12 protein-coding genes are annotated in these 15,669 nt (G+C 45.4%); 5 read left to right on the top strand and 7 right to left on the bottom strand.

What is annotated here, in order from left to right; translation table 11 throughout:
* The first annotated feature begins 35 nt into the window (after positions 1-35).
* The gene (locus R7Q09_RS03730) at positions 36-1,091 is read left to right on the top strand and encodes a hybrid-cluster NAD(P)-dependent oxidoreductase (RefSeq protein WP_025613148.1); all 1,056 of its coding nucleotides are present in this window, start codon (positions 36-38) and stop codon (positions 1,089-1,091) included.
* A gap of 213 nt (positions 1,092-1,304) precedes the next feature.
* On the opposite strand, the gene R7Q09_RS03725 is transcribed toward R7Q09_RS03730, so the two are convergent.
* The 3 genes from R7Q09_RS03725 to R7Q09_RS03715 form a co-directional block, all read right to left on the bottom strand.
* Positions 1,305-2,246 (bottom strand): class I SAM-dependent methyltransferase, encoded by a 942-nt coding sequence (locus tag R7Q09_RS03725; RefSeq protein WP_145474235.1) that lies wholly within the window; start codon positions 2,244-2,246, stop codon positions 1,305-1,307.
* A gap of 31 nt (positions 2,247-2,277) precedes the next feature.
* Complete coding sequence (locus tag R7Q09_RS03720) at positions 2,278-2,970, bottom strand: TIGR01621 family pseudouridine synthase (RefSeq protein ID WP_104975233.1); 693 nt, start codon at positions 2,968-2,970, stop codon at positions 2,278-2,280.
* Between the two features lie 82 nt (positions 2,971-3,052).
* Positions 3,053-4,423, bottom strand: a complete 1,371-nt coding sequence (locus tag R7Q09_RS03715; protein WP_042522154.1) for a sodium-dependent transporter — start codon at positions 4,421-4,423, stop codon at positions 3,053-3,055.
* A gap of 430 nt (positions 4,424-4,853) precedes the next feature.
* On the opposite strand from R7Q09_RS03715, the gene cls reads away from it, so the two are divergent.
* From cls to R7Q09_RS03695, 4 genes are all read left to right on the top strand, one after another.
* Positions 4,854-6,308: a cardiolipin synthase gene (gene cls / locus R7Q09_RS03710; RefSeq protein WP_262631065.1), complete on the top strand. Its 1,455-nt coding sequence runs from the start codon at positions 4,854-4,856 to the stop codon at positions 6,306-6,308.
* 211 nt (positions 6,309-6,519) lie between these two features.
* Complete coding sequence (locus R7Q09_RS03705; RefSeq protein WP_318070519.1) at positions 6,520-7,725, top strand: cystathionine beta-lyase; 1,206 nt, start codon at positions 6,520-6,522, stop codon at positions 7,723-7,725.
* A 248-nt stretch (positions 7,726-7,973) separates the two neighbouring features.
* Entirely contained in the window at positions 7,974-8,879 is a 906-nt protein-coding gene (locus R7Q09_RS03700) for an esterase/lipase family protein (protein ID WP_197687493.1), read from the top strand.
* 12 nt (positions 8,880-8,891) lie between these two features.
* Positions 8,892-9,752 carry a lipase secretion chaperone gene (locus R7Q09_RS03695; RefSeq protein WP_213968608.1) on the top strand — a complete coding sequence of 287 codons (861 nt, stop codon included), beginning with the start codon at positions 8,892-8,894 and terminating at the stop codon, positions 9,750-9,752.
* Between the two features lie 24 nt (positions 9,753-9,776).
* Here the strand turns inward: R7Q09_RS03695 and R7Q09_RS03690 are convergent, their stop codons facing one another.
* The 4 genes from R7Q09_RS03690 to R7Q09_RS03675 all read right to left on the bottom strand — a co-directional run bounded on the left by R7Q09_RS03690 (position 9,777) and on the right by R7Q09_RS03675 (position 15,653).
* Positions 9,777-10,343, bottom strand: coding sequence for a DNA-3-methyladenine glycosylase I (locus R7Q09_RS03690; protein WP_017634671.1), 567 nt, complete (start codon positions 10,341-10,343; stop codon positions 9,777-9,779).
* 72 nt (positions 10,344-10,415) lie between these two features.
* On the bottom strand, positions 10,416-13,526 hold the full coding sequence (vmeI, locus tag R7Q09_RS03685) for an efflux RND transporter permease subunit VmeI (protein ID WP_318070518.1): 3,111 nt from the start codon (positions 13,524-13,526) through the stop codon (positions 10,416-10,418).
* The gene (locus tag R7Q09_RS03680) at positions 13,523-14,620 is read right to left on the bottom strand and encodes an efflux RND transporter periplasmic adaptor subunit (RefSeq protein WP_318070517.1); all 1,098 of its coding nucleotides are present in this window, start codon (positions 14,618-14,620) and stop codon (positions 13,523-13,525) included. The genes vmeI and R7Q09_RS03680 overlap by 4 nt, the downstream gene beginning before the upstream one ends.
* A gap of 1 nt (position 14,621) precedes the next feature.
* Positions 14,622-15,653, bottom strand: coding sequence for an efflux RND transporter periplasmic adaptor subunit (locus R7Q09_RS03675; RefSeq protein WP_318070516.1), 1,032 nt, complete (start codon positions 15,651-15,653; stop codon positions 14,622-14,624).
* Positions 15,654-15,669: the final 16 nt, after the last annotated feature.

The raw sequence follows: 15,669 nt of genomic DNA, 5'->3' as shown, positions 1-15,669 counted from the left end.
TCGAACTAAAAATAGTCACAACCAAAGAGATTGTTATGTTTTTTGAATGGCAAGGTAACCAACCCGTCACGCTCCGTTGCATCGACAAATACTTCGAAACACACGACACCGTCAGCATCAAATTGGCCGAACTAACCGAATCACTTCTGTTTCAGTTTAAGCCTGGCCAGTTTATTAACTTGGGCGTCGAAATTGATGGAAAAATGGAATTTCGTGCCTATTCAATCAGCTCGATCAATGAAGACGATCACCTTCAACTCACCATCAAACGAGTATCTGGCGGTAAAGTATCGAACTACATCGTTGACTCGCTGCTGCTCGGTGATACCGTTCAAGCATTACCACCAGCGGGCGAATTTAACTGCATTGACCATCCACCCGTTTTACGTGATGGCGAAACAAAAGCCTTGCTTATCAGTGCAGGTTGCGGCGTCACGCCCGTATTTTCGATGGCAAAACACTGGCTGAGTAATCAAGATGAAAACGACAACGATGTGGACATCGCATTTCTTCATATCGCACGCAGCCCAGAAGAGACGATTTACTACGATCAGCTAGAAACGTTCGACGCTGTGTATCCCAACTTCCATTTAAAGCTGTTGCTGAAAAACCGCGAAGGAACGTCACACCCACAAGGTCGTTTGAATGCCGACTGGCTTAAAGAGCTTGTTCCTGATTTCAAGCAACGCACCGTTTACCTGTGTGGTCCAAGTCAGTTCATGCAAGATGTTCACGGCTATTTGAATGACCTTGGTTTTGACATGACGAACTTCTACCAAGAGAGTTTTACGCCTGCGACCGGCGCAGAAACATCGGTCTCCGATGAAGTTGTTCGTGTTTCTGTTCCCGACTTTGCTCAAACCATCGATGCGCAAAAAGGTCAGGTACTGGCCGATGTGCTTGAAGGCGCAGGTTTACCATTAATCGTCGCTTGTCGTAGCGGCATTTGTGGCTCGTGCAAATGCAAGGTTCGTCAAGGCAACGTCTCTTCCACCAGCCTAGAAACATTGACGCCAGAAGAAATTGAACAAGGCTATGTGCTCGCCTGCTCATCAACCATCGAAGCGGATCTTGAAGTGCAGATCGGTTAATGCTGCTGGTATCGATCTTTTATTGTTTCCCGTCATTCCGACGAGCCTGGGCGAGATCAGGAATCTAATATCAGCGTGTTAGGAATAACTCATTCTGATAATAGACTCTGAATCACACTCGCGTCTCGCTATTCAGATTAACGGGGTATCGTGGAAATGCCAGCCGTACTCAAACGGCTGGTATTATAGATAGGTACAACTTTCGTTTCGTCGTCATTGCTTCTCGCTAAACAGCAACACTTTCAATGCTGCTTCGCTGTCTACGTCCATAAACTCTGGTGGGTTATCCAGACGCTCACGGAATGTCAACTCTGGCGCTTCTTCTTTCATGCTTTCAATCAAGAAGTCGCTTGTCACAGATGGTGAGTTCACACATGCCATCACTTGACCGCCTTCTGTCAACAAATCCGGCAATCGACGTAGAATCTTTTTGTAGTCTTTAGTCAGCGCAAAGCTGCCTTTCTGGAATGAAGGCGGATCGATAATGATCAAGTCATACTGACCAGATTTCTTAATCTTACCCCACGATTTAAAGATATCGTGCCCCATAAAGCTTACCTGGTTGATGTTATGACCATTTAGCTTGTGGTTCTCACGACCTTTAGACAGCGACGCTTTCGCCATGTCGACGTTAACCACTTTATCTGCGCCCCCCGCAATGGCAGCGACAGAAAAGCCACACGTGTAAGCAAACAAGTTAAGCACGTTTTTATGCTTGGCATTTTCCCGTACCCAATCACGACCGTAGCGCATGTCCAAAAACAGACCGAAGTTTTGGTTGCGGCCAATATCCAATTGGTATTTCAAACCGCTTTCTTCAACGACAGGGCGAGCGTCTAATTCACCGACAAGCACTTCTGAAGGCGCACCATCGGCATAACGGTGCTGAAGAACCATAGTACGACCTTGCTTGTCTGCCCACAGTGGTGATAGTGCCAACGCATTGAGGCCGCTTTTCAGCTCAGCGAGAAACGCGTCGTCGACTTCTTTAAACAAGTTGATGATCAACTGACCTTGTAACCAGTCACAGGTGATTTGCTCTAGACCTTCAAAACGACGGCCACGACCGTGAAACAGTCGACGAATTTCATTCGGAGCTTGCGCGAGCTCGGTTTCTAGATGCTGAAAAAACAGCGAAAGTTGTGATGCTTGCATCGAGTTCTCTTATTAGTTTTCTTTGTGACGGTTATTTGATCGTAGGCCAGTTCAGTTCCCAGGGGGAAAGCCAAGTATCCAAACCCTGAGAGACGATTTCACTGTGCCATTTGTTACCAAGCACTTTGTATTCTCGTGGATCGCAAACAAAGCGATATTGCTCATCTCGGTATTGGAAGCAAAGTGAAAATGCATGCAGATAACCGCGATCAGCCTCATTGCCTGCATTGTAAATCGGGTCGCCAACAATACCTGAGCCAACCGATTTTAATGCCACGCGGATTTGATGCGTTTTACCAGTGTGTGGCTTGCATAAAAATAAACGCTCTCCGGGCTCTGCCGCAAGAGAGAAAAACTGGGTAACGGCTGGGTTATTTTTGCTGTTGACCAGCTTCCATGATGAACGGCGCGAACGCTCCATATCACCAACGACCAAACCTTGTTTCTTTTTCGGCTTTTTAGAGCCAATCGCTAGGTAGAACTTTTCTACTTGGCGGTCAGCGAAGGCTTGCGATAACGCACTGGCCGCTTTGGCGTTACGTCCGAGGAGCAGAATACCCGATGTCATTTTATCCAAGCGATGGATAAGATAGAGCTGCTGATCACCACTCTGCTTAGCCACTTCTTGCAGCAGCATTGTGTCGCCATCGTCTTTATGAACAGAGACGTTGGGATGCTTATTGATGATCAGAAAATCGGGATGGGTATGTAGAATATCGAACATAAAAAACTGGCTCCACGTTTGGAGCCAGCAGTATACATAAGTTACCGGACAAAGCTATCGAGGCTTGCCCCCAAGGTCTTTGCTAAAGCTTCTTAGAGAAAATGCCAGCAAGACCAATGATTGCGATACCCAGCAGCATGATTTCACCTTTGCCACTGTCAAAGCCAGACTTAATCCCCATGAAGGCAACAATAGCAATCGCAACAGGAATCAGGTATTTAACTAGGTTGTACCACAATCCAAATAGCGGGAAGGATACTTCGCCGTCATTAGTGATCTCTTTTTCTAGCTCAGCACGGCTTAGGCGCCATCCAGCAAAGATACAAACCAACATACCACCAACCGCTAAGAAGATTTTGTCCGTTAGCAAGTCGAAGATATCAAAGGCACCGGTACCAAACAGCGTTGGTCCCATTCCACCTAACGATAGTGACGCAAAAATACATAATGCCGCCATAACTGCACTTGCAGACAGAACTGCGTTAGAGCGCTTCATGCCTTTCTCGTCAATTAGGTAAGACACGACAACTTCCAATAATGATACTGAAGAAGTTAATGCCGCCACCGTCAAACCGATGAAAAATAGCAACGCGAATAGCAACCCAATTACTCCGCCCATTTCAGCAAATAGCTGAGGAACGACAACAAATACAAGACCAGGGCCTGCCGCAGGCTCCATGCCAAAGGCAAACATAGCTGGGAACATAGCAACACCAGCAAGAATCGCGACACCAGTATCCATCGCTGTAACCATACCGGTTGTTTGAACTAGGTTCTCTTTCTTCTTCAGGTAAGAACCGTACGTCATCATACAACCCATACCTAAGCTAAGTGAGAAGAACGCTTGCCCTAGTGCAGCAAGAACCACGTTGCTGTCGACTTTAGAAAAGTCGGGCATGAATAAGAACTCAAGGCCAGCCATTGCACCTGGCAGCATTAAGCCCTTAACAGAAACAACGATTAGGATTAAGAACAGAAGCGGCATCAGAACCTTACCGGCTTTCTCAATACCACCCGAAATCCCTTTCATCACAATCATGACGTTAAGGAACAGGTAAACACCCATCCACATTAAAGGTTGAATCGGATCTGAGATGAAACCGCCAAAGCTGTCGCCAATTGCTTCTGGCGCGCTGAGTAGACCACCGCCCACTTTAAAGATGTAGGCCAATGCCCAACCACCAACCACTGGGTAGAAGCCCATGATCAAAAGACCACTGAAGACTCCCATAACGCCAGTGAACGTCCAGCGTCGGTCAGTTGTTTTGAATGCACCTACGGCAGAAAGACCTGTCTTACGACCAATAGCGAACTCTGTCAGCATCACGCTAAAGCCGATAAAAATAACAAAGATAAGGTAGATAGCAACGAATGCACCGCCGCCACTCTCACCCGCTGTGTAAGGGAATTTCCATATATTGCCTAAACCGACAGCGGAACCCGCTGCTGCCATTACGAAGCCTAGTTTAGACCCCCACGTATCACGTGGTGCTGCTGTATTAGTTGTAGCCACGCTTTTTCTCCAAAATTAGTTTGTTGTGTATGCATAGAGATAGGCGTCTAAAAAGTTTATGTAAAAATTATTGTACACTTATAAAATAAGCGTTCGACGCACTATGTCTAGAAAGTAAAGCAGCTCCCCTTTAAAATTGGAACCCCAAAAAAGTACATTTATCGCACAAGTGTCGAGTTACGCAGGTTAAATGCTGCTTTTTTATTCAAAAGTTAAAGAATGACCTTATTTTTCACATTAAAATAACAGAATCAGCTGTTATGAAATTTGTTCCTCATATAAGGTCAATCCCACGTCTAAATGGGAAATCTATTCCCCCAACCCACTTTTATGCTTAATATCCTAGAAGGGCATATTACTCTGAGCGTATATGGACAAGTTTTATCACTTTCTTACTTTAGCTAGCATCGGGCTATATTGGTTACTGGTCGCAGGTGTGACCATTCGTGTCGTTTTAAAGCGCCGTGCAGTGAGCGTGTCTTTAGCTTGGCTAATGATCATTTATATCCTTCCCGTTCTGGGTGTCGCGTGTTATTTCCTCTTCGGTGAACTGAACTTAGGCAGAAAACGGGCCGAACGCGCAAAAGAGATGTTTACACCATTCGAGAAGTGGTTCAGTCAGCTTAACGACTGTAACGCGCACAACCCAGAAACGATGGGAAGGCACATCTACCGAATTGATGAACTTTGTAACAACCGCCTTGGTCTTCCCGCATTGAGCGGTAATACATTGTCGCTGCAACAGTCACCTAATGAGATTTTGCATTCCATTATTGAAGACATCGAAAACGCGCAGAGCAGTATTCGAATGGTATTCTACATTTGGCATCCAGGTGGTTTGGCTGACTCTGTCGCTTCTGCGCTTATTCAAGCGGCTAAACGCGGCGTAGATGTCAAGCTATTGCTCGATTCAGCAGGTAGTCCACGTTTTTTCAGAAGTCCTTGGTATCGAATGATGCAGGATGCTGGAATTGAAGTTATTCAAGCGCTAGAAGTGAAGATGTGGCGTATTTTCTTACGTCGTCTTGATCTTCGCCAACATCGCAAGATCATCGTAATTGATGATGAAATTGCTTATACAGGTTCAATGAACTTGGTTGACCCGGCTTACTTCAAGCAAAATAGTGGCGTTGGGCATTGGGTGGATATCATGGTTCGCATTACAGGACCAACGGTAAACGTATTGAGTGCCATCCACTGTTGGGATTGGGAAGTCGAAACTGGCGAACGTCATTTACCAAGACTACCTGAATGCAAGATCGATGAGAGTGAATTCCAACACCCTATTCAGGTTGTGCCTTCTGGCCCAGGTATGCCGGAATATCTGATCTATCAAGTATTAACATTGGCAATAAACCAAGCCAATCGCTCGGTACGAATCACAACACCATATTTCGTGCCCAATGCTGATTTACTCGAAACGTTAAAGATGACAGCACAACGAGGCATTAACGTTGAACTCATTATTCCCCATAAAAATGACTCTATGATGGTGCAATGGGCTTCACGCGCTTTTTATAGTGAGCTCTTGAGTTCAGGGGTCAAGATTTATGAGTTTTATGGTGGTTTGCTGCATACAAAATCTGTCGTAATTGACGACCAATTCTGTTTAGTTGGCACCGTAAACATGGATATGCGCAGCTTGTGGCTGAACTTCGAAGTGACCCTCGCCGTTGATGACGAAGAGTTCACCAAGCAAATGTCTTGGTTACAAGATAGCTATATTAAGCAATCTCACACTGTTGTATTGGAAGAATGGGAGAAAAGGAGCCTATTTTCTCGGTTCTTAGAGCGAGTGTTCTATCTCTTCAACCCACTCCTCTAATACCTCAAATACACAGGCTAAAAAACCTCCAGCGCTACATGCATCCTGCTGGAGGTTTGTTCTTTTAGCTCCCTATCTACACGATACCTCTCGACATCATTACCTGTTCATCTTGGCTGTTATTGGCTGATAGTTGACTTTTCCCTTGCATAACCTACGTCGTCCATGTTTTAAATATTCAAAACCGCAATATTTAAGACAGGGAACTTTTATGTCAGAGGGAAAAAAAACCAAACTCATTACCGCTGGCCGCGATAAAAAGTGGACAAATGGTGTTGTAAACCCACCCGTTCAACGCGCTTCAACCGTGGTATTCAATACCGTTGCAGAAAAGAACCAAGCCACCATTAATCGTGCAAACAAAACATTGTTTTATGGTCGCCGAGGCACCAACACGCACTTTGCTTTCCAAGACGCAATGGTTGAGATTGAAGGTGGAGCTGGTTGCGCGCTTTACCCTTGTGGAACGGCAGCAATTTCAAACGCCATCCTCTCTTTCGTTGAAACTGGCGATCACATTCTAATGGTGGACACTTGTTACGAACCAACTCGTGACTTTTGTAACACCATCATGAAGAAGATGGGTATCGAAACCACCTATTATGACCCAATGATCGGTGAAGGTATCCGAGACTTGATTCAGCCGAATACCAAAGTCCTTTTCTTGGAGTCTCCTGGTTCAATAACCATGGAAGTCCAAGATGTACCTACATTAGCGCGCATTGCCCACGAGCAAGATATCATCGTGATGCTTGACAACACATGGGGAGCAGGCGTGAACTTCTCTCCTTTCGAGCATGGCGTAGACATTTCCATTCAAGCGGCAACTAAGTATATTGTTGGACATTCAGATGTCATGCTAGGTACTGCTGTGGCTTCTGAAAAGTATTGGGATCAGCTTCGTGAACAAAGCTACCTGATGGGTCAGTGCGTTTCTCCTGACGACGCATACCTAGGTCTTCGAGGTATTCGCACGTTGGATGTTCGCCTAAGACAGCACGCAGAAAGCAGTTTAAAAGTCGCTCAGTGGCTCGCTTCTCGCCCAGAAGTTGATCATGTCCGCCATCCAGCTTTAGAAACAAGCCCTGGCCATGAGTTTTTCAAACGAGACTTCACAGGTGGAAACGGCTTGTTTTCATTTGTTCTCAAAACGTCTTATCCAAAAGCGACGACGGCTCTGCTTGATGGTATGAAACACTTCAGTATGGGTTACTCTTGGGGCGGTTATGAAAGCCTCATTCTAGCTAACGAACCTAAGAGCTTTAACAGCCTGAGAACCGTAGCTCATCCACACTTTGAAGGTACTTTGGTTCGTATTCATATTGGCTTAGAAGACGTAAATGACTTGATCGCTGATTTAGAGGCTGGTTTTGCGCGTTATAATGCCTTAACGCTTGAAAAAGAAGCCTCCCTATAACAATGATTGAATCGCCCTGCATTGCGGGGCGTTTTTATAAACCCCTGACTTAATTAGAATTAACTAACATTCACCCCGACCATCAATTAATGTTAATCATTTATGTTGTTTTTCAATTGAGCAGTCACAGAATGAATTAATGTGCCACAAATAGGCTTTCCAAATTTAGAGTTTCTCTCCTACTTTTTATCATTCATAAGAGGTCATACCACAAGGAGATAGTTTTGAAACTCAAATTTATAGCGCTAATGCTTTTTACCTTAATTACCGTCCCAATAACCTCCGTATCCGCTGCAACAGGTTATACCCAAACCAAGTATCCGATTGTTCTGGTTCACGGTTTGTTTGGTTTTGATACCCTGGCAGGCGTTGATTACTTTTTCGGAATACCACATTCCTTAACAAAAGATGGCGCTACGGTTTATGTTGCACAGGTATCCGCGACCAATAGCAGCGAAGTTCGAGGGGAGCAACTGCTTGCTCAAGTCGAAACCTTACTTGCAGCAACAGGCGCAGAGAAAGTCAATCTCATTGGTCACAGTCATGGTGGTCCAACAACGCGCTATGTTGCCTCTGTCCGTCCTGACCTAGTCGCATCAGTTACGAGTATAGGAGGCGTTAATAAAGGGTCTAAAGTGGCAGACTTAGTTCGTGGCACCGTATCTGAGGGTTCGGGTAGTGAGCAGCTCGCGGTAAAACTGGCGCAAGGCTTAACTACTCTTATTAATCTTCTATCAGGTGGTTCTGATCTCGACCAAGACCCTTTAGCCTCACTAGCAGCATTAACCACGGAAGGATCATTAGCGTTTAACCAACACTACCCGGAGGGAGTCCCTACCAGTGAATGTGGTAATGGTGACTTGCTGGCTTCAAATGGCGTTTATTACTACTCATGGACCGGATCATCCACTTTTACAAACGTTTTCGATCCGACCGACGCTGCCATGATGGTACTTGGCTTAGCCTTTGATGGGCCAAATGATGGCTTAGTTGGTGCGTGCAGCACACATTTGGGCAAAGTCATACGTGATGATTATCAAATGAACCATTTGGATGAAATTAACGGCCTACTCGGTATTCATCATCTTTTTGAAACCGATCCAGTCACGCTTTATCGCCAACATGCAAATCGTCTCAAACTTCAAGGTTTATAAGAGGTCATCACAATGAAGAAAGTCGCTCTCACCACTTTTATCCTGCTCTCGATATGTGGCGTGGGAGCGCTTTCTCTGTTGCAAAGCGACAAACAACAAGAGATAACCTCTAACCATTCGCAATCTCAGCAAGATATAGCCGCCGATGTCTCTTCTCCAAAAGATTTCTTCGAATATTCTCTTAGCCGGCTGGGCGAAGAAGATCTCGATACGATCAAAGCGGAAGTCAATGATGACACTTTAGCAAAGCAAACTCTGAATATTGATGCCACACTTTTTCAAGCCTACCTTTCCTACAAGCAAGCACTCACTGCATTAGAGCCTTTTGAGCACAACCACCTAACGCTTGAACAGTTAACCATGCTGAATGAAGCAATACTGAACTTACAGCTTCAATACTTTAACGAGGTGCAGATAACCCAATTGTTTGACGAAGAAAACCGACTTCGCCAGCTTGCATTAGAAAAGCTGACGATCAAAAAACAGGCATCGGATATCGAGAGTCAAACACACCTTCTCAATCAAGCGTTATCAGAACAACCGGATTACATACGAGAAAGTGAACGCAATAACGCATTAGCAGAGCAGCTCGAGCAAGCTTCTCAGCTTGATTCACAAGATAAGTACATCGCCCGTGTTGCTCTGGTAGGAGATGCCGGAGCGCAGAGGCTGCAAAAGCTTGATGAGCAAAGAGCATCATTTGAGACTCAACTCGCCACTTACTTAAAGCAGCGTCAAAATATTCTGAATAGGGATTTTCTAGGGCAAGACGAAAAACAGGCAGAAATCATTGCTTTAAGAAAACAAAGCTTCGATGCCACTCAATGGCGTCGAATCGAAGCTTTGGAACGTATTCATGATAGCCAGAACTAACAACATTAGCTTAATAGCCAAACGTTACTTATTCTGCTTTTTAGGACATCCAACGATATGGTCATCCACCATGCCGACGGCTTGCATGAAAGCATAACAGATGGTTTCACCGACAAACTTGAAGCCTTTCTTTTTTAGGAATTTACTCATGGCTTTGGATTGCTCTGTCGAAACTGGCACGTCACTCATATGTTGCCATTGATTAATGATTGGTTCGCCGTCCACGAACTGCCACAACGCGTCTGATAAACTTCCGTATTCAGCAATTAACGCTTTGGCCGCTTTGGCATTACTGAAAACCGAGTTAATCTTTCCGCGATGCCTCACAACATCGAAGTTTTCCACGATGTATTCAGCGCGTTCTTCATTTCTTTGTTCCAACGCATCTAGGTCGTAGTTCTCGAACGCTTCTCTATACCCTTCGCGCTTTTTAAGAATGGTGATCCAACTAAGCCCGGCTTGCGCACCTTCCAACGTAATAAATTCAAACAGGACTTGGTCGTCATATACTGGCACGCCCCATTCGGAATCATGATATTCGCGCTCTAATGGGTGATTCATCGCCCACGCACACGTTTTTTGTTCTGTCATTATTCTTCCTTAAAAAGCGCCTCTAACTGATGAGCTAGAGGCGCGATATTTTTCATCGTTATATCAGTAGCACTAAGCCTGTTTCGGTACTGCCACTTTATGGAACAAACGATACAACACTGGCACGACAATCAGTGTCAGGACTGTCGCAAAACCCAAACCAAACATAATCGTAACCGCCATTGGTTTGAAGAAAATATCTGGCAACAGTGGGATCATACCAAGGATCGTCGTGATAGCTGCCATACAAACGGGACGGACGCGACTTACCGCAGCATCAACAACCGCGTCATAAGCCTCTTTACCGGACTTCATTTCAATTTCAATTTGGTCCAGTAATACGATGCCATTTTTGAGCACCATTCCCGATAAGCTTAAGAAGCCGAGCAATGCCATAAAACCAAACGGCGTGTTGAGCGCCAACAAACCGGTAGTGACACCAATTAACGCCAGCGGCACGGTAAGCCAAACAATGAGTGGCTCTTTGATAGAGTTAAATAGGAATACAGTGATCAAGAACATGAACAAGTACCCCATTGGCATGGTAGTAAACAGCGACTCTTGAGCATCACCAGAAGATTCGTATTCACCACCCCACTCTAGTGAATAGCCAGGAGGCATTTGAATCGCTTCGATTTGGGGCTGTAAACGTTTTTGCAACGTCGATGCGGTTTCTTCACCTAGAATATCAGGGTCTGCCATCACAGTGAGCATACGCTTACGGTTCTTACGTACGATGATAGGATCCTCCCAACGCATGTCGTAACCCATTGTGACTTGTTGAAGTGGGATAAACTCACTCTGTGCTGGACTCCATATTTTCATGCCTTCGATGTTACGAATATCAATGCGCTCATCTTCTGGTAAACGAGCCACGATAGGCATGAGCGTCGTGCCGTCTCGGTAAAGGCCTATCGTCGTTCCAGAGAATGACATGGACAAGAAGTCATCGACATCTGATTTTGTAATGCCATAGCGACGTGCCTGACTCTCGTTAAACTGCGGTTCAAGAACTTGGGTTCGTTCACGCCAATCATGCCTGATATTTGTTGCCTGAGGATCGGCGTACATGATGTCCTTGACCTGAGCGGCTATCGTACGAAGGACGGTTGGATCTGAACCAATAATGCGCGCTTCAATTTTTGCACCACCACCAGGGCCTAACTCAATCTGTTTGAGCTTGTAATTGATTTCTGGGTAGTTGGCTTTTAAATACTCTCGAAACTTCGCCATTAATGGTTTTAACGCTTCGTAGTTTTCCATACGAGTGGTTATCTCACCATAAGCCGCATAACTTTTCTCTGGCGCGTACGTTAACATGAAGCGCTGTAAGCCTTTACCCGCGGTCGTCGTGATATGGTCAACATGCTCTTGCTTAGCTAACCAACTTTCTAACTCTTTAAGCGTTGTGTTGGTTGCTCGAACATCAGTTCCTTCTGGCATCCATACATCTAACTGAAAAATCGGCGTTGTCGAAGATGGGAAAAACGCTTGCTTCACAAAGGTGAACCCGTAAACACTTGCCGCTAATCCCACAATCAGCACCACAACGGTAAACCAAGCACGACGCATACAAAACTGAAGAAACTTTTTATAAATAACGAAAATAACCCCGTTATATGGATCATTTTCTTCCCCTTCACCTTGTTTAATCTTCTGGCCTTTAAAGAAGATGTCAGCAAAGAATGGTGTCAACGAGATAGCGGTAAACCAGCTCAACATTAAAGAGATCAGCAGAACCGTAAATAAAGTGCCACAGTATTCGCCCGTCGAGTCTTCAGACAGTCCAATTGGCGCAAATGCAGTTACCGCAATCACAGTTGCCCCAAGTAATGGCCACTTTGTTTGGGTAACAATGTCGGTCGCTGCTTGGAGTCGAGTTCGCCCTTTTTGAGTACCAATCAAAATCCCCTCAACCACAACGATTGCATTGTCCACCAGCATACCTAACGCGATAACCAAGGCACCTAATGAAATCCGCTGCAAATCTATCGCGAGATACTTCATGAAAATGAACGTACCCAATACCGTCAGCAGCAAGATTAAACCGATAAGTAGCCCCGAACGTAGCCCCATAAAGAACAGAAGTACGATAATAACGATACCGACTGCTTGAGCTAAGCTCACAACAAAACCGCTAACCGATTTATCCACCTCTTTAGGCTGACTGTAAATTTCCGAGATTTCGATACCGACAGGTTGTTGGTACTTTAGCTCGGCAAGGCGATGATCAAACGCTTTTCCGACTTCAACCACATTGACGCCTTCAGCAAAAGAAACGCCGACGTTTAGTGCAAGACTTCCGTTAAAATTAATAATATTACTCGGTACTTCTACATACCCGCGTTTTATTTCCGCCACATCTTTCAAGAAAATGAGCCCCTGAGCGCCCGACTCAGTAATCAACAAATCACCCAGCTCCTCCACACTCTGGAACTCGCCAGTCGGCTGAATTCTGATGTACTCGTCACCAATTCTGATCGCTCCTGCGTCAGAAACCACGTTTTGCGTCGAAAGAAGATTAAACACGGTATCCGGAGCAAGACCTATACTGCTCAGCTTTTTCATCGATACTTCGATGAAAACTTGTTCTTGCTGTTGCCCGGATACCGAAACTTTACTCACGCCATCAACCAGTTCGAGCTCTCGGCGTAAGTAATCGACGTAATCCAGTAGCTCTTTATAGCTATAACCGTCGCCAGTCACCGCTAACAAAATCCCGTAAACATCACCAAAATCATCGATCACTTGAGGTTCATTCACACCTGGAGGCAACGTCCCTTTAAGGTCGTTCACTTTACGGCGCAACTCATCCCAAATTTGTGGTAGATCATCAGGGCCATAATTGTTCTTCATCGTGACCGTGATTTGAGATAATCCCCGGCTAGAAATCGAATTTACTTCATCAACATAAGTAAGCTGCTGAATCGCTTTTTCGATTGGGTACGTCACTTCTTCTTCGACTTGTTGCGGTGTCGCACCAGGGTAAGAGGTCACTACCATCGCATCTTTAATAGTAAAAGCAGGGTCCTCAAGACGCCCTAAACCAAAGAATGCGGCGATACCACCAATCAAAAATATCAGTGCGACCATCCAACTGATGACGCGATTTCGGATGAAGTACGCAGCAATACCGGTCACATCATCATCACTTTGAGGCACTGATTTATTAAGATCGCTCATAGACCGACCTCCTGCGTAGCCATTTCCTGTATCACTTCCACTTTCATGCCATCCCTTAATCGAGAAACACCGGCAATCACGACTTTGTCTTTGAGCATGAGACCATCAAGGATTTGAATGGACGTTTTAGATGCCTTACCTGCTCGCACCTGTTTGCGCGATACCGTATTGTCGTCATTCAGTACCCAAACAAATTTGTTTTCGCGCCCCAGCTCGTCACCATCCGCATTAAAAATGGCTTCGATAGGAACATTAATTCCTAGGTTGAGATCAAGCCCAACATTCTCGTCTTTAGAAGTTACCTCAACAGCCATACCATCTAGGATGTACTCTTCTTCCGGCATAGGAAGCGACAGTGTGACAGTAAACGTACCTGTTGTTGGGTCGGGTTCGGTTGTAAATTCTTTTACCGTCGCGTTATATTCGTTACCACTGGGCACGCGCACTAATGCTTTGATCGCGGTAAGCCTTTCTTCCGTTGGCGGTTGGTTCACATAGAGGCGGTCAGGAAGCTGAATCAACACTTCGACTCGCTCCAAGCTGTGAATATTAACGATATGCTGTCCGACTTGAACATTTTCGAATTGGTCGATATTAACTCGCGAAATAACCCCATCCACGGGCGCTTTTAAGGCAGTAAATGATAGACGAAGTTTGGCTAACTGAAGCTCAGCTAAGGCGATTTGTCGTTGTGCTGCAATTTCATCAAACTGAGACTTAGCTAATAGGCCTTTATCAACCAAAGGGCGTGAGCGGCGATACTGACTGTCGACAACAGAAAAACGCGCACTCGCATTATCTACATCCAACTCATAGTCCGTGGGATCTAGCGTTGCAATAACATCACCCTTCGTGACTTTGTCGCCCTCTTTTACCATGATGCTGCTGACTTCTCCTGCCACTCTGAAGCTCAAATGAGAGCGATCCGCTGCATTCGCAACCGCAGGGAAGTACAAGTTGTCATCCACCTTGTTTCCCGCTAATGACGTAACTCTAACTCGTGGCGTTTCGAGCTCTTTTTCTGGCGCCTTATCCCCACAGCCAACGAGAAAAAGCGTTGAAAGTAAAGTCGCTAGAGAGATGACTCCTTTCATATTACAACCCTCTTTCCTTAATCCACGCTCTTACCTTAATTCCGGGTTCAATTACACTGACACCCGAGATAATGATTTGGTCGCCATCGTTAAGCCCAACTAACACTTGATTTTTGTCATTCATCTCAATTGCGGCTTTGGACACAATGCCTTGCTCATCGACACGCCAAACGTATGTTTTGCCGTTCTCTTCTAGCAACGCGGAGTTAGGAATCTTTGTCGCTCCTGCACTTTTGGACAGGAGGTAAGCATTGCCAGACATTCCCGGCAAAAGGCCTATTTCTGCTGGCCGCTCCATGACCATCGTGACTTTGTAACTGCCCGTTTTAGGGTCGGCTTCTGTATCGATTTCCTGAAAGGTTAAGTCAAAGGCTCGCTCGGGGAACGCATCAAATATCATTCTGGCAGAGACATCGCTCCCCTGCGTGTAACGATTTAGAAGATAGTCTGGGATTTGGAATATCACTTTGAGGAGTTGGTTGGACTGAATATTCATCACCCCTTCTTTCGCGGCAACATATTCATGGTTTTCTGCTGGAATGTACGAAATAGTGCCATCATATGGCGCGACAAGTTTGGTATATCTTAAGTTTGCCTTTGCTTGATTCCATTGAGCTTTTGCTGAGTTGTGATTCGCTTTTGCCTCATCAAAATCTTGCTCAGATACTACTTGGTCTTTACGTAGCTTTTGGTATCGCTTGTATTGCACATCTGCGAGCAAAAAATTTGCCCGAGCTTGCTGTTCGAGCAGAGAATATTCATCTGGGTTTAATGACGCCAAAACATCACCTTTACTAACGACTTGACCTTCATTCACTTCTATCGTTTGAAGAAGCCCAGGAACTCGAAATGTCAGTACTGCTCTATCGCCAGCTTCCGTCGTGGCAGGAAAATGTCGCTCAAACTGGGCATTGCCAACAGATACTGTAAATAGCTTCGCAGGACGCGATTCAGGTTCAGGAACAGGAGGAAGTTCTTTACCGCACCCCGACAAGACAGCCGAGATGGCAATAGGAATGAGCAATTTTCTCATTACATTCATCCATAAA

Source organism: Vibrio sp. 2130-1 (genome assembly GCF_033339515.1).
This window is presented reverse-complemented; position numbering and strand designations above follow the sequence as displayed.